General features: G+C 35.1%; 16 protein-coding genes and 2 pseudogenes. All 18 read right to left on the minus strand.

Annotation, left to right across the window (positions count from 1 at the left end; translation table 11 throughout):
* Positions 1-413 precede the first annotated feature (413 nt).
* Positions 414-1,457 carry an Ldh family oxidoreductase gene (locus tag KFZ58_RS15610; protein ID WP_235792216.1) on the minus strand — a complete coding sequence of 348 codons (1,044 nt, stop codon included), beginning with the start codon at positions 1,455-1,457 and terminating at the stop codon, positions 414-416.
* Positions 1,458-1,478: 21 nt separating this feature from the next.
* Positions 1,479-2,422 (minus strand): annotated as a pseudogene (locus KFZ58_RS15620) (phosphoglycerate dehydrogenase).
* Between the two features lie 21 nt (positions 2,423-2,443).
* On the minus strand, positions 2,444-3,205 hold the full coding sequence (locus tag KFZ58_RS15625; RefSeq protein ID WP_235792219.1) for a fumarylacetoacetate hydrolase family protein: 762 nt from the start codon (positions 3,203-3,205) through the stop codon (positions 2,444-2,446).
* A gap of 28 nt (positions 3,206-3,233) precedes the next feature.
* Positions 3,234-3,938: a GntR family transcriptional regulator gene (locus tag KFZ58_RS15630; RefSeq protein ID WP_235792220.1), complete on the minus strand. Its 705-nt coding sequence runs from the start codon at positions 3,936-3,938 to the stop codon at positions 3,234-3,236.
* 620 nt (positions 3,939-4,558) lie between these two features.
* Positions 4,559-5,683, minus strand: coding sequence for an N-methyl-L-tryptophan oxidase (solA, locus tag KFZ58_RS15635; RefSeq protein WP_235792221.1), 1,125 nt, complete (start codon positions 5,681-5,683; stop codon positions 4,559-4,561).
* Positions 5,684-5,728: 45 nt separating this feature from the next.
* Complete coding sequence (locus tag KFZ58_RS15640) at positions 5,729-6,529, minus strand: Na+/H+ antiporter NhaC family protein (RefSeq protein WP_235792222.1); 801 nt, start codon at positions 6,527-6,529, stop codon at positions 5,729-5,731.
* 64 nt (positions 6,530-6,593) lie between these two features.
* A complete protein-coding gene (gene istB / locus KFZ58_RS15645; RefSeq protein ID WP_235792223.1) occupies positions 6,594-7,358 on the minus strand; it encodes an IS21-like element helper ATPase IstB in 765 nt (254 codons plus the stop codon).
* Positions 7,355-8,941, minus strand: a complete 1,587-nt coding sequence (gene istA / locus KFZ58_RS15650) for an IS21 family transposase (RefSeq protein ID WP_235792224.1) — start codon at positions 8,939-8,941, stop codon at positions 7,355-7,357. Before istA ends, istB begins: the two co-directional genes overlap by 4 nt.
* 192 nt (positions 8,942-9,133) lie before the next feature.
* Positions 9,134-9,775 carry a Na+/H+ antiporter NhaC family protein gene (locus tag KFZ58_RS15655; protein WP_235792225.1) on the minus strand — a complete coding sequence of 214 codons (642 nt, stop codon included), beginning with the start codon at positions 9,773-9,775 and terminating at the stop codon, positions 9,134-9,136.
* Positions 9,776-10,712: 937 nt separating this feature from the next.
* Entirely contained in the window at positions 10,713-11,456 is a 744-nt protein-coding gene (locus KFZ58_RS15660) for a hypothetical protein (RefSeq protein ID WP_235792226.1), read from the minus strand.
* A gap of 220 nt (positions 11,457-11,676) precedes the next feature.
* Positions 11,677-12,102 (minus strand): hypothetical protein, encoded by a 426-nt coding sequence (locus KFZ58_RS15665; protein WP_235792227.1) that lies wholly within the window; start codon positions 12,100-12,102, stop codon positions 11,677-11,679.
* 127 nt (positions 12,103-12,229) lie between these two features.
* Positions 12,230-13,294, minus strand: coding sequence for a hypothetical protein (locus KFZ58_RS15670; protein ID WP_235792228.1), 1,065 nt, complete (start codon positions 13,292-13,294; stop codon positions 12,230-12,232).
* Positions 13,295-13,816: 522 nt separating this feature from the next.
* Positions 13,817-14,476, minus strand: a pseudogene (locus KFZ58_RS15675) (NAD-dependent epimerase/dehydratase family protein); the annotation flags it as partial.
* A 67-nt stretch (positions 14,477-14,543) separates the two neighbouring features.
* A complete protein-coding gene (locus KFZ58_RS15680; RefSeq protein WP_235792229.1) occupies positions 14,544-15,248 on the minus strand; it encodes a hypothetical protein in 705 nt (234 codons plus the stop codon).
* A 512-nt stretch (positions 15,249-15,760) separates the two neighbouring features.
* A complete protein-coding gene (locus KFZ58_RS15685; protein WP_235792230.1) occupies positions 15,761-16,213 on the minus strand; it encodes a VanZ family protein in 453 nt (150 codons plus the stop codon).
* Between the two features lie 159 nt (positions 16,214-16,372).
* Positions 16,373-17,398 carry an SDR family NAD(P)-dependent oxidoreductase gene (locus KFZ58_RS15690; protein WP_235792231.1) on the minus strand — a complete coding sequence of 342 codons (1,026 nt, stop codon included), beginning with the start codon at positions 17,396-17,398 and terminating at the stop codon, positions 16,373-16,375.
* A gap of 11 nt (positions 17,399-17,409) precedes the next feature.
* Positions 17,410-18,501, minus strand: a complete 1,092-nt coding sequence (locus KFZ58_RS15695; RefSeq protein ID WP_235792232.1) for a polysaccharide pyruvyl transferase family protein — start codon at positions 18,499-18,501, stop codon at positions 17,410-17,412.
* A 78-nt stretch (positions 18,502-18,579) separates the two neighbouring features.
* Entirely contained in the window at positions 18,580-19,869 is a 1,290-nt protein-coding gene (locus KFZ58_RS15700) for a lipopolysaccharide biosynthesis protein (RefSeq protein ID WP_235792233.1), read from the minus strand.
* Position 19,870: the final 1 nt, after the last annotated feature.

Below are 19,870 nucleotides of genomic sequence, written 5' to 3' on the forward strand. Positions count from 1 at the left end.
ATCATCTGACAAAAATGCAGGACCCCTATGAGAACGGATTTTCCCCAGTGCTTATGTCTCTTTTCCTTTTAGAAGTGATGATATCTAGGGTTCTATTCCCAATAATAATAGTTTCCGTACCATTCGAGTTCAATTTTTCATCTCTTTAAACTCTAAATTTTATAATATCTTTATACCTTTCATCACTAGAGTACTCAATGTTTATCAATACCAAGTCAATGTTCTATTGTATAATCGTTTTAGAAACCCGCTCTTGCTACTGTGATCAAACCATCCAGTTGCGACTATTGCTTCATGGAACTAAACATCAATAGAATGGGTTTGATGATGAACACCTGTATCGGTTACTTTTGTGTTCTTCTATTGTCACTTGTTTGCGAAACTTTTTGATTAACACCTACTTTATTGCTCCTTTATTCAGTCAAACTGTCTATTTTCAGTTCTTTTGAAAGTTCATTCAATTTATCGAAAGTCTGCTCTTGCATAGGAACACCCTGTGTTTTGTTTTTCTTTTCTTTAAGGAATTCTATTTCCCCAGGCAAATAAGTTTCAGATGCTCCTGTTGCTTTCTTAGAATCCTTTACGTAGGAGATCAATTGTTCTACATTATTGTAGTAAGTCTCTAATGGAATAAGCTGATTGATATCAATTGATAGCATAAAATGGGAAATCGATTGTTTCTTATTTACGTCATACATAGAAGGAATCATTTTGGAAAAATCCCCTCCTGAAAGGACACCAGTTAATACCTCTGCCATTAGAGCCAGCCCAAATCCCTTTGGACCGCCTACAGGTGCCAGAAATCCGCCATTCACGACTTTATTAGGATCTGTTGTAGGGGCTCCCTTTGCGTCGACACCCCATCCTTCCGGGATTTCTTGATTCTTCTCTTTCGCATAGAGAATTTTCCCAAAGGCTGTGTTACTCATGGCCATATCCAGCACAAGTGGTTCATAGTTTTTCAAAGGAGCAGCAATCGATATTGGGTTGTTCCCAATCACCTTTTCGGCTCCGCCTATGGCTGGCATAAGGGGAGCAGTATTGCTAATGACGATGCCAATCATATTCTTTTTAGCTGCCATCAATGAATAGTAAGCAGAAATCCCAAAATGATTACTGTTTCTTACCGCGGCTAATCCAATTCCAAAATGTTCTGCTTTCTTTATAGATGCTTCCATGGCCTGATACGCCACGACTTGTCCGGCAGAATTATTTCCATCTATCAAAGTCATTGTATCAGTGTCTTTTTCATAGCTGATTTCAGCTTTAGTTTTGGTTAATTCCTTTTTAATTCTTTCTACATAAATCGGTAATCTCAAAAAACCGTGGCTATGAATCTCGCGTAAGTCTGCTTCCAGCAAAACCTCGGTAATAACCCTGGCCTCTTCCTCAGGCATGCCGAGTTCCGTAAAACATTGATTAGAAAATTTTCTGATTTTATCCTGATTAATATACACTGAACATCCTCCTCTTTCCGATTAAACTACTTGCCAAATTGCTTTTTCACTTTTCACGGTGACATTTACTATATTTTCAGCTACTACCATACCGATTCTATTAATTGCCTCGTACGTGAACCCGGCCATATGAGGTGTAGCGATAAAGTTATCAAGTAAAAGCAACGGATTCCCTTTTGGTGGTTCATCTTTGAATACGTCTAGGGCAGCTCCAGCTATTTTCTTCTGTCGTAATGTTTTATATAAGGCATACTCATCGACAATACCTCCTCTAGAAGCACTAATCAAAAAAGCATTATTTTTCATGGAGTCTAATTCTTCTTCCCCTATCAAGTTGTACGTTGTTTCATTCAGGGCATATGCAGTGTTACGAAATCACTTTCCTGTAACAGATCGTTAAAATCAATCAATTCAATATTTTGATAAGTGGCATATTCTTGGTCAGGGTAGGGATCGTAAGCAATCACATTCATACCGAACGCCTTTGCTCTTTGTGCTGTCTCTCTTCCAATTCTCCCAAGGCCGATGACTCCAAGTGTTTTCCCGAAAAGCTCATATCCCACTACCTTTGGCCATTTCCCGTCCTTTGTGTTTACGACAGTTTGAGGTATTTGTCGTGCCAAAGAGAGCATTAAACCTATGGAGAGCTCAGCAACAGCAATTTTGTTACCATCTGGCACGTTTGTTACAACAATCCCCCGCTCTGCTGCTGCTTGTAGATCGATGTTATCTACCCCAACTCCATTTTTACAAATAATTTTTAGTTTTTTACACTGCTCCATAATATTTGCGGTAAGGTTTGTATAACCAACAATCACCGCTTCAGTATTCTGGAGTTCTTGAATGAGTTCATCCTCAGGGAGATTATCATTAATAACCACAAGGTCTAAGCCATATTCGTATAAATACTCCTTTGGTTCGGAAGAATAATGCCCGAAAGACGGGGATGTAGAAACAACTTTCATAATTAAACACCTCCTAATGAATTAACCAATAACTGAGTTCTTAAGTGTGCCAATGCCTTCGACTTCCATCTCAACTTCATCGCCAGGTTTAAGTGCTCCCACCCCCGAAGGTGTTCCTGTTAGGATCACGTCTCCAGGTTGTAAGGTCATCACTTCTGTTACTGTTTCAATTAAACTTTGAACATTGTGTATTAAATCATTGGTGTTTGAATGCTGTTTGACTTCACCGTTTACTGACAATTTAATTTCTACATTGTTAGGATCATAAATCTCAGTTTCTATTACAGGCCCCAATGGCTTAAATGTAGGGTATGATTTGGCCCTAGTAAATTGTCCGTCTTTCTTTTGAAGAACTCGATCAGAAACATCGTTGCCGCATGTATAGCCTAATACATACGATAACGCCTCTTCCTTTTTCACATTTGTAGCTTTTTTCCCAATGACAACTGCCAATTCTGCTTCATAATCAATTCTGTGTTCGAGGTTAGGCAATTTGATAGAATCCTCTTCACCAATAACTGCACTTGGTGAAACCATGAACATCATTGGCTCATCAGGAGTTGGTTTACCGCTTTCTTTTGCATGCAAAGCGTAATTTAAACCAATTGCAATGATTTGTCTGGGCTCCACAGGCGAGAGTAACTTAACATCTGAAAGATTAAAGATTTCACCGACCTTTTTGGTTTTTTCTTCAATAAAATCCCCCTCTAATTTTGCTATCTTTTCTCCTTCCAATACTCCATAGTTTACTTCGTTATTCGTATAAAAGCGTACGTACTTCATTTCCTTACTCCCCTTCACATATAGCAAATTATTTTTTTTGTAACTTTTTCGTATGGTTTGAAAATAATCTATCTAAGTTTTTATAAAAATCCTGCTGTGTAAGCCTCAACATTTCCTTACCTGCACGCGCCTTGTGCTTTAACATGTAGTTTTCTGCCAAGAGACTATCTTTGTTTAATATTGCAGTATAAATATCCTTATGTTCCTCCATAGATTGTCTAATATGTTCATCATTTTTTTTAAATAAAGAAGGATAGCGATTTGTATTACTCCACAAATCCTTTATCGTCTTAATTAACAGCTTGTTGTCACAATAAGAATAAATTTTCATATGAAAATCAGTATTAAGCTTTTCAAATTTGTTATAATCTTTTTCTTCAAATGCGAGACTTGAAGCGTCTAAAATTTCTCGAACTTCTATTAATTTTTGTTCGTCAAATTGTTCGACAGCTAACCTTGTTGCGAGCCCTTCTAATTCAACTCTCAATTCGAATATTTCCTGGATATCCTTTGATGACAAAGTGCTTACAACGGCACCGACGTGAGGCTTAAATACAATCAAACTATCGGAGTTCAATTGGTTTAAAGCCTCTCTCACAGGAATTTCGCTGCTATTAAAACGCTTTGATAAATGACTAATAACCAGTTTCTCCCCAAATTCGAATTTCCCCTCGAATATTTCTTCTTTTAAAATTTGATAAATCATCTCTTTCTTTGTTTGGTATTCCTTCAATGCTAAATACCCCCTCTCATAAAAGGAATCGCTTACATCATATATCATATATGATATATGATGTTAAGTCAATATTGATTTTGAAATTTATAAAGATATAGGTATAGACTTTATGCCCTTCAAATAATGGTCACTTTATTGGCAAATGATTATCGCTTTTTTTGCACCTTAACTATCCTATATTTAATAGGGAATTAATGTTTATATTGGCAGAAATATTTCGACAATCTTTCATACTATGATTAAATAATTAATGGAACCTTGTAATATAAAAGACAAGATCGCAAGCATCCGTAATACGCTAGCTTACTACACTCTCTATCTAAAAAAAGAAGAGAACCTTAATAAGATTCTCTTGCTCTCAATTCTACAACCATAACCACGGCTACATGTATGAATGGTATGCTAAAAAAATTTTTAAACAACATACATAAACACTAAATCACCACGCCCCCATTGTTTCCCCATAACCCACTACTTCATCAGTCATTTTACGAATGACTAAAACAAGCCCAACAGCTTATAACTTTGATAAGCTGTTGGGCTTGTTCAGTCAGTTAATTAGAATTTTTTAATGTGATAGGTGATCATTTTCCGGAACTTCATAAATATAGCATCTCCTATAAAAACCTAGATGGAGAAAATTGATCAAGTTTAAAATCTGTTTTTCCATTAAATAACAAACTTGCTCCAATTTCCCCGATTACAGGCGCCATTTTAAATCCATGTCCAGAAAAACCTGTTAGGGCTACAATATTTTTATTATTTGGCATATTCCCTATAATTGGATGCTTGTCATTTGTATAGACTTCCATATAGGCATTTATCCTAGAAGGAGATGCATGCAATAAAGGTAAATGATTCTTTACTATTTTGGTAAAAATATTAGTTTCGTCTTTCGTTATATTTTTGTTTAGTTCATCGGCTAGTCTAATTTTCTCATTTGTTGTTGAAAACATTCCAATCTTAATCATATTAGCATCTACAGCTGGTATTCCATAGTAGTTTCCTAGATTAGAGTTTCTAGCAAAAACAGGGAATTGTTCTTGATCAAAGGTACCCTTTTTCTTAGGCAGGAACCACGCATTTACTAGACGACGCACCTCTAAAGGATTATTCAACTCTGGAATAATTGTTTTTGACCAAGGGCCTGCGGCAATTAATACCTTCTTAACTGAATAATTTCGTCCATTTGCCTTTATAATAATTTTATCATGCTTTTGTTCTATATCTTCAACGTTAGTATAATCCATTATTCTTGTTCCCAGTTCTTTAGCAAGGCCTATTGCTGCAACAATAGCCTGTTGTGGTCTAATATAACCACCTTTTGGATCAACAACTATTATTTCCTCAGGACTTAATTTATGTTGCGGAAACAATTGTTTAGCCTGTCCATAGTCTAATTTTTGATAATCTAAATTATGACTTTCAATACTTCTCCAAATATTATCCATAGAAGAATCAGGAATTCCAATAGTTAATGCCTTAGTTATATGCAATAATTTTTCCCCTGATTCGTTTTCTAAATCCCTCCATAATTTGTGTGCCCTTTTTAATAATGGAACATACTCTGATCCTTCTTTATATATCGTTCTAAATATTCGCGTTTCCCCGCCAGCAGCTGATCGATCATGACCAATCCCAAATTGTTCAAAACCTATAACCGATGTTCCGCTTTTTGCTAACTGCCATGCAGCCATACTTCCCATTGTTCCCAAGCCTATTATTCCAATTTCCGCATCCATAAATATACCTCACTTTTATATAATTTTATTACAGCACATTTTTTTCTAAGATGTTTTAGACAATTCATATTCGGCTAATGCCTCTTCCTTATCTTTTTTACCCAATTTATAAATCCCTATCCCAGAAAAGGCTAAGAAGATCGCTATAACAGGAGTTATATAAGCCATTACAGCCCAGGAGGCATAGCCGTCTGAACCATAAACAGAAACACCTAGAGTAGTGATATAAAACATTCCCGATTGCCCCCAGGGGACCAAACATGCCATTATAGTCCCTATGTCCTCCATGCTCCTGGAGAGAGTTTTAGCCGCCATTCCGGCTTTTAAGAACGGTTTTTTGAACATCTCAGGTACAATGATTGCTATCGTGTAAGAAGTTCCCGAAAATACTAGTAGCAAAAATTCCGTAAACAGGGTCGTCAACATGAGAGGACCACGTTTTTTAACCCTTTTAGTTAACGGGTTTAGTGCAGTTTCAAGAAAGCCCGTCTCACTGATAATAGCTGTATATGCGTAGCCACAATATATAATAACGATGACACCTACCATTGAAACAATGCCACCACGATTAAGCAATGTAAGAGTCTCTTCGGACAATTGATCAGAACTTATACCTGGTAACATACTGGAATCAAATCCACTTAATGCTGCGGTAAAGCCATCTTCAAGAGAAAAGCCTTGATAAGCCACACCAATAATTAGTGCAGTGAGGCAAGATAAAAGCATAACTGGCACAGGTGGCTTTTTAAATATAGCCCCAAGCAAAATAATAATAAATGGAATTAATAATAATAGATTCCAAGAGTAAATATTCTCTAAATCTCTTATAAAATCTAGATTACTCACAGTAACATTTTCCGCTGAAATACTCAGATGTAACCGTCACGTAAAAAGTTACAGTTTTCGCTAATTAATTTGTTACACTTTCTTCTTCAAAAATAGATGATCTATGTTTCATCCGGTAACTATCCCCATTTAAGTGAATGATCTCTGCTCGATGAATAATTCGATCCAATATAGCTGTTGTTATAGCCGGGTCGCCTAACAGCTCTCCCCACTCCTTCGGAGCCTTATTGGAAGTTAGTACAATACTGGCGTTATTATATAAATCATTAATTAAATGGAAGAATAAGTTTGCTTCGTGTTGGTCCATTGCCATAAACATCAGATCATCAATAATAACGAGCTCAGCGTTTCGTATACGCTTCATTCTAGTTTGCGATTTGCGTGTGATTTCCTCGGTTTTCAAGGCATGAATCAGATCTCCCATGGAGGTGAATATAACCTTATAACCTTGATTAATGGCCTGCATCCCCAGCCCAATCGCCAGGTGTGTTTTGCCAACACCCGGCGGTCCAAGCAGAATAATGTTGAATAGCTGCTCAATCCACAATAACTCCTTCAATTTATTAAATTGCTTTTTGCTCATGGACTGTTGCTCACTTACATCGAACGAATCCAACGTTTTCTGATAGGGAAATGTTGCCCATTTCAGTCGTTTTTCTACTTGTTTTTCGTCACGTCTTAGTTGTTCGTAATTCACCATTTTCATAAGCATGCTCGCATATGTTTCATCATTTGACTCAGCCTCCTGTAAGAGTACTGGTAAATGATCTGCCGTTTCCGCAAGGCGAAGGGACTTCAGTTTACTCTGTAATGTCGTTAACTGATTCATCGTTTATCCCCCTCTAAAACGGATACGTATTCATTTATATCCCTTATTTGTGTATTTGTTTGAACAATTGAATCACCCAAAGGGTGGAGTGGCCTTGGCGCATTCCCTCGGGGATATATTTTTTCTTCAGTAACTGTTACTCCCCGTTGTCGTTCAAGATAGTGAATGACATCGCTAAAATCTGTTGCACTAAATAGTTGTTTCTTCATACACTCTTCCAAAGCCAAGTCTAATAATCGATGTTCATATTTCTTAATTTGTTTGGCTATCATCTGGAGTTGATCACGAATGTAACGTTGCTTTCGCTTATAGATTTCGTTCAAATACAATCTTGCTTTTTCCTCATCTGTGAATCCTGATATAACTGTTTCAATAAATGTATCGATACCTTTGGTGCGATCACGCTTATGCTTGTTATTCTGAATCAGTTCTCCTTTTCCAGGGTCTATTTTATGCTTTGCGATGATCGGCCCGCCTTTTGATTCTCGTATACAAAGGTATGCATCATCAGTTGTTTCAATATAAACCTTTTTTGTCTTATGAAATGTCCCGAGAGGGACGCTGTATCGATTGGAATCATACCAAATGACATTGTCCTTACGAACATTTCTTGTTATACTTGATTCATAGTGGTTATCGGCATATTCGTCGATACGTTGGGAGATTGGTCGCAAGTGTTGCTTTTCGAGGGTGAACACTTCTACCGGTCTCTTTTTTGTTGTATGATGAATTTTGTAATTACCAGTGCGCTCTAACCAATCCCAACCTGCTTCATTCCAGGCTTCAAGTCCGTAATATATTCGGTTTTTCGCAAAGTTATATTTGATATACTTGATTACATTTTCTATTTTTCCCTTGCTCTGCGGATCAGCTTTCCTACACATTCTTATCGTCAAATCTCTATCTTCTTTATAAGTCTGGAATTCATACGTCAGGATTAAGTCCCCACTATTTTCACTGACAAGGATCAGCGCATCCTGATCATAAACAATCTCATCTGGAATTCCTCCCTCAAAATAGTGAAAGGCATTCTCGTGGGCACGAACCACATCCCTGGTAGTAAAGGGTCTATCCAACCACTCTTTATATTTATACCGTGAATTAGATAGGACAAACGCTATCGCATAAAGCTTTACCTTTTTGCCATCGGGAGTTAATTGCTCCGTTTGCCCAAAATCGACCTGCATTTGTTTTCCCATCGGCAACTCCGGTACAGCCTCATAAGATCGAGGGTTCGATTCCTTTTTAATATCATATTCCCTGCGTAGTTCCCTTACATAGAGTCGTACCGTACTTTCAGCTACCTGCAGCTCCTGATATTTCTCCATAAGCCAATCAAATACTTGGGCAGCTGTCAGGTCAGGGTGTTCACGTAACCAGGAAAGAATCAGTTCTTGATAGTCATCTAATTTCTTCTTTCTAGTCTTTGTTTGTGTAACCCATTTCGCCATATCCTGGGGATTACGTTTTAAGTAACGGTATATAGTTACCCTGGATATACCAAGTTTTTCAGCCACCTTTACTTTACTAAAACCTTGTTTTAATAATTGCTTAATTTCCATATACATTTCCCACTTATCCACCTTTTTTGCCTCCATCACTGTTGTAGTCTATCAAACTACCATTATAGCAGTGATGGTTCTTTTATTTTATGCCCATTTTCGCGCCGGACAGTTTTTATATGGCTGCCCTCGGGCAGCCATATAAAAACTGCACTAACATCTGGAAAAGTGTAAACTTTTATCTAGCGGAAACTGTATACTTTAGTTTATCAGTCACATCAGACCTTGACCAGCAATAATAAAAACAAAAAATGTAATAATAGCTGCTGGAAAAGTAGTCCACATCATGGATTTAATGTGTTCATATAGATTCACTCCAGTAGTTGCTGCTGTCAAATTTGTGGTTTCTGATAATGGTGACATTTTATCGCCGAAAATTGCACCACATATAACGGCAGCTGCTGTTATATGTAATGCAGCATCAAAACCCGCAGCTATACTCATTAATGCAATTCCCGCTGTTCCAGCAGATGCATACGAACTTCCAGTTATTGTTGAAAAAATAATACAAATAACAAATGCTGAAGCATATATATATCTTGGATCCACTACCTGAATACCATAATAAATCAACATAGGTATAGAACCACTAAAGATGAATGTTGCTATAATGGCACCAATTATCCAAATGATCAGAATGGCGGGGGTAGCACTTACTATCCTTTTACTTATCGCTGTTTCTAGCTCTCCCCATGTGTAACCTAGTCTAAGAGCCAAAAGCCCTGCCCCGGCAGCAGCTGCCACCATCATCATCTGAACGTTAAGACTAAATAAAAAATACCCCCCAAAAATAAATACAACTATTAGTAACAATGCTGAAATTGATTCGACATATGTTGGTTTCCTTTTACCCATAAAATCCCACCTATACGTTTTATAAATGTAAATCTAATCAAACTTATTTCTAAATGTTTCCGCTTACATTAAAAGTTGCATTCTTTCTTTTTTCACTTCTCTCTAGATAATAATTTTTACTTACTAACTTTCAAGAAAATAAAAACCAGTTATATGAATAGGAGGTTAACAACAAACCAATCCCTATTTATATAACTGGTTGTATCTAAGGAATGCTTTACTTCATCAGTAAAGTCTATTAGACTCAGCAGTTAGTATTATAAATATGTAATTATCTAATTAATATAAATTTAATTATAATTCACGTCATAGTGGTTGTCAATAACTTCTCATCGACTTCCTGAAACAGCTTTTTACTAATCAGCCACTCCACAGTAATGTAATAGAAAACGGGTCATCGCCTTACAGTGGGTGGTAAGATCATCCAGGGAAACTAACTCATCGATGGCATGCGCCTGATTAATATCACCGGGACCATAGACTACAGCTGGAATCCCGGAAGTGTAGTATCAGCCGGCGTCTGTAATTGCGCCTCGCCCGCTTGCCATTTATTTGTACCTTCTTGAATAAAACGAGGGTTAAATTCATGTATAATACCTTTAAATATTGTGCATAAAATTCTCCCTTTTTATCAGCAACCTTCATTATATTCTCTTTACGTTTTGCGAATAATGAATTTAAATATGTCCCAAGAATTAAAGTGAATATTGGTACAATCCAGCCGTTTGGATTTATCAATCCTACTAAATTCATTCATAATTCCTCTCTTTTTACATTTAGCATATGTACTTCTATTCGATTCTGCTCCTATGGTTGGTGATGAGAAGAAGAAGATTCGCCCTTGCTTTGCTATAGAATATAGAGTATGATATAAATTTACTTACCACTTCACCATCTGCATTCAATAAATAATAAGTGAAATGATAGGGTCTCAAAATCAAACTACTCGCTTTAAATATCCTATTAACTTAATTCCTATAGAATTTATAATATAGTACTCATCAATATCCCCATTATCTATGTCTACTTGTTCATTTTCCACATCCACATTTCCCACATCTATATTTGTCTCGAATGATCTATTAAATAGCTGATTGTTCACAGCCTTATCAACTGTTAAATATAGATTGTCTTTATTCAAGTTATTTTTCTTACAGTAACTATGTAATACACCTAATCCAAAATGTCTTTTATACCGTGGTTTTGATTCTAAAAATCTATTGATTATAAGTAAATTATCAATGTCAAAATCGTAAAGAGATGTTAAAGCATTTACGCAAATTAACTTTTCATAACTTAATGTACCTTCTTTATCTATACTGTTGACAACACTTCCTAGTACAGTACAGGCCTTGGTTGAATTAGAAAGCAAGAGTTTAGATAATGTATCAGAAATAAACTCTGCTTTTGATTCATCATCAATATAATTTATAAGTTTTCGCACTTGTTTCTCAGTAGGTTGCTCATCCATAGAGAATCCCTTTAAAAAATTTTCAAACTTTTTATTGATTATTAACTCATTAGTTTTTCTAATAAACGAAACAACTCTAGATGCATCTCCTGCTAATTGGCCAAACTCACTATCAAGAACGTCATCTTTAACATTCAGATACTTTTGTATATGATTCAATACATCGCCATAAGTATTGGAAGCCGCTTGTTGAATCTTGTTATCCTTCACTTTTTTCACTCCTAATTTTGTTTAATTAATAAATCAGGTGTAACTTAGAAAAGATATTATTTTTAAAATTAAATACAACTCAACAACACTAGTACCAGCACTATCAATTATCGTATTCCTAACTTGTCCGCCTCTACCGGGAGTAATAACTGATGTACTTCGTTTACTATGGCAAAGTGAAAAAATACGCTCCGATATCCACGTCCCAGCACAGGTTGCCTTACTCCTTATATACCGCCAAGATAAATTTATATATTAAAAAGACATTTCTTATAGATACTATAAAACTATGAAATATAATTCCTATCCATAGCGCATATAGGCTGAGAATAACTAACCGCTTAATAACATTATAAATCCCTTGTAAGAATTCAATTTTAATTAAATCTTCTACAATTATGTTATAAAAGGACCCCATCACAATAATACCAATTTGTATAAAAACACAATAAATAAATGATGATATAAGTTGTTTTAATACTTTTTCCTTTTCTTTACCTCCTTTTAATTTGGAGAAAACATTTCTCAAAGTATCTTTATTAAAAACAGATATTAAAGAAACAGATGTTATATTAAATCCCACTAAAACAGCAATAACAGTAAAAAAGTCTGAATTTATTTCTTTAATATTCATTAATATTTCCATATTGGTAGAATAAGACAAATAGGATATGCTCATACCTAATATAGCTAATAAGCTAGGGAGTATAAATTCAAAAAGGATTCTTTTTTTATTAAAACCTTCTGAGTATGACCTCCATATTAAAGCAAAATCAGACTGTTTGTTCCTGATGGGCTTTATCTTGGTTCCTCTCAGATACTTTCTTTTCGATTTCGGCTTTAACATTAACGTTCTCACCTACTGGAGTTATATTTGGTGTTCCACCTTTATCTGCAAGAGGGTTTTCATTTTTAATTATATCAATCATCCTATTAAAGATATCATCTATTGATGGTATTCCATTTGAATTGTGACTTACTTGAGCATAGAAATCCCTGGTTATCGTATCGGGGGTTATCTTTTTAGTTTTTCCATTTTCAAGTACACCTTCTATTGCATAAGAATCATATTTCTGTTGCACTATAATAGATTCGAAGTACCTTTCAAACACTTTTACCATTGATCTTCCAGTTTTGTTTTTTATTTTTATTTCCATATCATAGTCTTCTATTTCATTATTTTGCAACTCAGCATCTAATGTCTCACTAACGTCTACATCACTTTTATCTGTAGTATCATCCAAAGTAAGAACTGCACTTTTGACCTTTTGAAACTCCTGTAGTTTATCCATAAAATTAATAGGTGGCAATGTTTGTAGTCTATAACATGACCTTTTATGTATTATGAAAGGATGAGATTTATTTAGCTTATTAAATTCATCTATATATGGATATATTAAGTTTTTATGTAAATGAAGGAAAGTATGTAGTAACTTTCTTGAAAACACTTTGTTAAAATCCTCTTGTACTAGAAGTAGCCCTGTATTTCTATCTATCATGAAGTTAACATTATATTCTACTCCATGATAACTTTCTATCGTCCCTACTTCTTCTTGAGAATGTACATCAATTTGTGTGCGTCGTACCCCATGTCTGGCTGTTATAAAATGTCCCTCAACAAAATTTGCATCATCAGATTGCTGAAATTTCCCTAAATTGAGTGATACTGTTTCATTCGTATATTTTCTTTTTGATTTATCTAGTTTCATTATTGTTCTAAACAAAAGAATCATTAATTCACTGTCAAATGTATGCTCATACTGCATGTCCCCTGAAAACTTTGGAGTTGTAAACTCATAAGCTTTTATGGTTGCAGTTTTTGTTTTTTGATTTGACAAGATTACACCCTCCTAAATCAAAATCGTATTTTGTTAAAAAACCAGTTCTCTACTCTATCTATAACAAATTCTAATCTTTATAATTATATTTCACATGATAGCGTTGTAACTTAGATACTAAAGTAAACAAATGTGTCTTATAACCTTGCTCGGTCATACTGACTCAAGCTTAATTCTTTTAATAACATTACCCCTTAATCTTTAATAAAGTAATTGGCCATCATTCTGTCAACACCTCTACTAATGTTGAATCCCACCCACCTGTCCATAAGATGTGAACTATATTCTCTCTTGCATTTTTATCAGATCTTTCATCTAGCATACTGGTCCTCTAATCCACTTTATGGTGTTTATAGTCTATTTACCTATACGTTTTTTTAACTTGGCCCAGCGGTTGCCCCCAGAATTTAGAGGTGACAACATCGTTTTTAGAAAGTCAACTGAACTATTTTATGCCAGCCTTTTTATTAACCTGTTAAAAGAAGCAAGAGAACCATGATAAGAGCTCTTACTTCCAAATACCTAGTTTAACTCATAATACTCCCTATACCACTCCACAAACTTCTTCAATCCCTCATCAATGGTCGTAGTAGGTTTAAACCCAGTTACATCCGTCAATTCATCAATATCTGCGTACGTAGCTTGTACATCCCCTGGTTGCATTGGCAAAAATTCTTTCTTTGCTTCGATACCAAGGTGTTTCTCCAACGTTTGAATAAAGTCCATCAGCTTGACTGGTTGGTTGTTACCAATATTGTACAGTTTATACGGTGCATAGCTTGAGCTTGGAGCCGGGTTTTCTTTATCCCAGGATGCATTCACTTTGGGTGGATGGTCTAATAACCGAACAACACCATCAACGATATCATCTATATAGGTAAGGTCTCGCATCATTTCTCCGTTGTTAAACACCTTGATTGTGTTGCCTGCAACAATATTCTTTGTAAATGAATAATACGCCATATCAGGTCGACCATGCGGTCCATAAACCGTAAAGAACCGCAGTCCCGTTGTTGGGATATCATATAAATGACTATATGTATGTGCCATTAATTCATTTGATTTCTTTGTTGTTGCATATAAACTGACCGGATGATTGACTTCATCAGAAGTTGAGAATGGCATTTTTACGTTTGCACCATATATCGAACTAGATGATACGTAAATTAAATACTTCACGCCATCTATCTGCCAGTATGAAAATCTCTATATTCTTTGAAAAAAATCTATTCACTTTAAAACCTTTAAATCAGTGGTTGGATTGCCTAGATTCTGAAACTATTTTATGAAATTCATCAAAAGCTTTAATTAAAGTCTCAACTTCCTTTTCATTTAAGTAATATATTTTTTCATTTATATTTTTCTTGAGTAGAGGCTCTACATGCTTATTGAAATGATTTTTAATACACAAAATGCGTTTAAATTGCCCTGGTCTTAAAACTTCTATATCAACTAATTTTATTTCTTCTAAAATATCTATAATTCTATTGATCGAACGGCAGATTGCATTTCTATGCGGCCAAACCTGCATTTCAAGTTCATCTCGTTGATCAGGTGATGGTATATTACCTATAAACTGCCCCTCTTCATTTGTATAATCTGCAAAGGGATCTCCAATTTCATCTAGACTTTCTATTGCATTTTTAAGGATACTTAGACATTCATTAATTTCCTCACTGTAGAGGTGAAGTATTGTGACCTTTTTATCTATCGACTCACTTATCTCTTTTTTTCTCCTTCTGCTTTCACTACGATTAATGAAGATAGCTACAATTCCTGTAATTAATGCCCCAAATAGTGCACCCGTAAAAGTTGAAATGGGCCCCCAAGCTTTTGAATTAAGACTAAATGGAGTCCAATAAACTATTATACCTACAATTAACACCAGAAGAAGGATTAGTGAAATCCAATTAATTGTGTATAACGTACCTTTATCTATTTTTCTTATTTTCAAAACTTCCTTCCCTCATTTCACTTACCCTGTTTATTATGACCGGTTACATTCTGACCCTTGCCATGATCCGTCTGCAGCTGGCGCAGTTGCCACTAAAATAAATATAAATCCAGTATCTGGGACAGACTTTGTTGATGCAACTACTGTTTTAGGACGTCTTTGACAATATCATCAAGTGAATTTTTTATTGCTCTTGTTATGAGCAAAATTTTTATTACAATGTAAAATATATTGTAATTGTTCAACGAAATAATATGTGTGATCATCACCACAGTTACCGATTGCAAAAGGGACACTTTATGGTAATAGGGGGATTGTGTTATCCAGAAATATTCATCCAAAGATTTGATTTTATTAGCCAGTTCTCAATGATCATCTGGCGGCTTCCTGTTGGTTCATCATTCTATGTTTTCTTCGGCTACTCACTCTATGATAGCATAGTCTTTCAGGTCCCTTTGTTCGCAAGAAAAAATATCCAAATACCAAATTCTATGTCCAATCCTATGGATTGGTTAATTTATATGTTTAACCACACTACCAACAATCAAATACAACCCCACCCCAACAATCGCCCCAGCACCATCAATGACCACATCCCTAACTTGTCCGCTTCTACCGGGAACAAATAACTGATGTACTTCGTCTACTATGGCGAAGAGGACACAAATCCCTAGCGCCAAAACAATGCTCCGGTATCCACGTACCCCACTTCTCCTTAAAGCATATATCACAATTATTCCAAGTATTAAATAGGCAAAGAAGTGGGCACTCTTTCTTAACATGATGTTGAAACTGTATCTGTCTATATTAAAATTAGGCATAATCGTCTCGATAGTTAGTACGATATTATCCGTTATTCCTTCACTAAGTACATTTGACTTGATCGATGGTTGGTTGGATAGGGAGAAGAGTAATACCATCATAAGTATTACTGCTGTCCAGGAAATCATTTTTCTTATGCTCATGCAAATGGGCTCCCTTTGCTATTAAAAGTTTAGACGATTCTATTGGGTTTTATATAACCAACAATCATCCTACTTCGCATTAATGCCTATATTAAAAATCAATGTAGTCTATCAACCTTTAGGTGAATTATCATTAATTACAGTGACTTTAGTCAATTGTTAGTCTATCTCATAATACTCCACATACCAATCGGCAAATTGCTGGAGTCCTCCCTCAATCGATGTCTCCGGCTTAAACCCTACAGCCTCCTGCAACAGTTCAGTCGATGCATATGTTGCTGGCACATCTCCTGGCTTAATAGATTCAAACTCCTTCTCAAATTCCACATCTCTTCCTAAAGCATTACTCAAAGCTTTTTCCAACGCATTAATAAACACCATTAATTTCTCTGGGCTATTATTTCCGATGTTATATACCTTATGTTGCACTTCACCTACAGGAGGAGTATTTAATAAACGTTCAATTCCTTCTACAATGTCATCGATATAAGTAAAATCCCGATAAAGATCATTCTCGAAATCTCCGTTATTAAATATGTTAATTGGTTCATCATTAAAATATTTATTTGCAAATCCAAAATATGCCATATCCGGTCTTCCCATTGGGCCGTAGACCGTAAAGAAACGAAGTCCTGTAGCTGGAATATTATACAGATGGCTATACGTATGAGCCATTAATTCATTTGACTTTTTAGTGGATGCATACAGTGAAACTGGATTGTCCACGAAATCAGACTCTTCAAATGGGACTTTTTTATTTGCACCATAAACAGAACTTGACGAAGCGTATACAAGGTGATCTACAGGGTTATGCCTGCATGCTTCAAGGATATTGTAAAATCCAATAATGTTGCTTTGAATATATACATCTGGATTCTCTATGGAATACCGAACTCCTGCTTGTGCTGCTAGATTTATTACAATATTGGGCTTGTACTCCTCAAAAAGGCTTGTAACCATTTCCTTATCCGAAATATCACCTTTCACAAACTTGAACTTCTCATAAGGTTCAAGTTGCTCCAAACGAGTTTGTTTAAGATTTACATCATAATAATTATTAATGTTATCAATGCCTATGACTTTGCATCCCTGTTCTAATAGTGTCTTAGATAAATAGTAACCAATAAAACCTGCTGCTCCAGTTACTAGGTAGGTTTTGTTTGTATTTATTGTGTTCTGAACCATATTCTTATCTCCTATGCATTTGAATTTAACAGATACTCATCAAGTTTTTTGAAATGGTTTTCAGCATCTTTTGCCTGATCTGATATGTTAACATAATTTGTGTTCATACTTTCATAAACATCAGCAGGTCTTAAATTATTTATTTCTTTTAAATCTATATATGAACCCTTGTAAGATAAGTCTTTCATAACATGATTCATCTTTTTACTATACGCAATTGGAAAGACCGGCTTGTTATAGACCCAACCTAATATCATTGCATGAAATCTTGTGGCTATCACAAATGATGAAGACCCAATAACATCTAAAGCTTCTTCTAGGTTAAATCTATAAAAATACTTATTCACATTATTCTTAGTGTCATCAGGAATCAGCTGTAATATTTCCTCTACTGCTTCTTGGTCACCTTCTTTTTCACAAAAGGACATTAATGTCACTTGATATCCTTTTTCCACAAAGTATACTGCTATATCTTTAATCCGTTGATAATAAATTTCATCATAACCAGAAAGTTCTTTTCTAAATGAAGGTTTTATGATAGAGATAATAATCTTTTTTTCCACTTTAACCGGTTGTAGTTTATTTAGTTGGAAAACAATATCATCTGCCAATCGAATATTACTTAAGTCCTTAAAAAGTTCATAGGAATAACTATCACGAAAACAGACGTCAGTATACTGCTTAAATAATTCATAGTGGTCTTTATAATACTCTTGATCATGAAATGGACCGAAATTTGCTCCCAAAACGTAATAAGGTTTATTAGCAAAATTTTGTTTGTCTCGTGGTATTCCATTCCAAGGGCCTTTTTGTATAAAAATAGAACCACCAATATGAACAATGGCATCAGACTTACGAGCAATTAATTTTCGGAGAGAAAAATTCACTTTTAATATTCTCATCCCAAAATTAAATAATCTAATAAAGAAATTATCACTTGGACAGACAGAAACATTTTCCAACCTTTCTAAACTGTATTTATATTCATTAGGTGCATACAGAATAAAATTGGTTTCTGGATATCTTTCACATAATATTTTAATAAATAAGTCATCACCTAAATTAAAATTTGTATAAGCATATATCATTACTCTTTTCCGCATTGAATCACCTTTACCAAAATAATAATTTATATATTGCATTTTATACTTTCATATGTTTAGTATACTATCTAGCTACTATCATTCTATCTTAGCAAATCTTTTACCTATATATAATGTTATTATAAATAGAAAAATGTTTAATATTACACTTGATATCCCAAATAGTGCTATTGCCATAATGTCACTTTTAAAGACGTAGAAACCTACAACAAGAGCTAAACCGCGAGTCGCAACAAGTATGATAGTATATATCAAGTGTAATCGTTGTGCATTCAAAACAGGCATTGACCTAACACTAGGTTTGTTCATAAACACTGCAAAAGATGTAAGTGAAATCCACCTTGCATATTCACCTGCCACATCCCAGCCAGAACCAAATACGAATTCAAACAGCCACGGGCCAAAAATAATTACAATTCCAAAAGGAATAATTCCTATAGCCCCAAGCGATAAGGTAGCTTTTACTATCAAATCACTTATATTTTCTCCATTGTTGGCCGCTTTAGATATACGAGGGTAAAACACATCTCCTATTGACTGTCCAATAAGCCTTGAAGGTAATCCTAATACTGTCCTTCCTATACTATAATAACCAGCTGATGCCGGGCCAAAAAAAGTCGTTAATAGAAGGATGGGTAGACTTTCTGAAAAAGCTCCCAAAAAGGTCTGTGGAGCTCTATATATTGGAAAGTCCTTATATTTTTTAGCGAGCTCTTTTACAGAATAGTTCTCTTCCTGTGGCTTTGTTTCACCCTTATAACTAGACTTTCTTACAAACATTATCATTATAAACGCCTTTATTGCATTGCCAGCGGCTTGTAGAACAACTAAAACTGAAGCAACTGGATAAATAAAACCTATACCTGCTTTACTTCCATTTGTAATAACCGACTGCATAAAGTTTGCTTTCGCGTTTATTGAAAATTGATTTGTCCGAATAAGCCATTGTTCAGTTACCTGCATGACTCCAGCAAATATAATAACCAATGGTATTAAGTATAAGAAAGGAGCAATCTCTTCTATCTGAAAAACATTCACAATAGTATTATTAAAAAATAATAGAATTAAAGTTGTAATAGTTGCTATAGTCAAGGTAATATATAAAGATAATTTTATTAAACTCTTGGCATTTTTATCACTCTTTGGTAAGACTATAGCTATAGGGTATGTCAAAGCCGCAACTGGAATGATGATCTGTGTCAAGGCAGTAAAAGTCCCCATCACACCAAATGCTTCAGGGCCATACAGCCTAGTTATGATAGGAGATAGAGCCACCGTTACAGCCTGAGCTCCAGCTGTTCCCGTAGCCATGATAAATACATCTCTTACAAATTTTGATTTCATTAGTTTTTTGATTATATTTCCCATA

Source organism: Virgibacillus sp. NKC19-16 (genome assembly GCF_021560035.1).
GTDB classification, from domain to species: domain Bacteria; phylum Bacillota; class Bacilli; order Bacillales; family Amphibacillaceae; genus Virgibacillus_L; species Virgibacillus_L salidurans.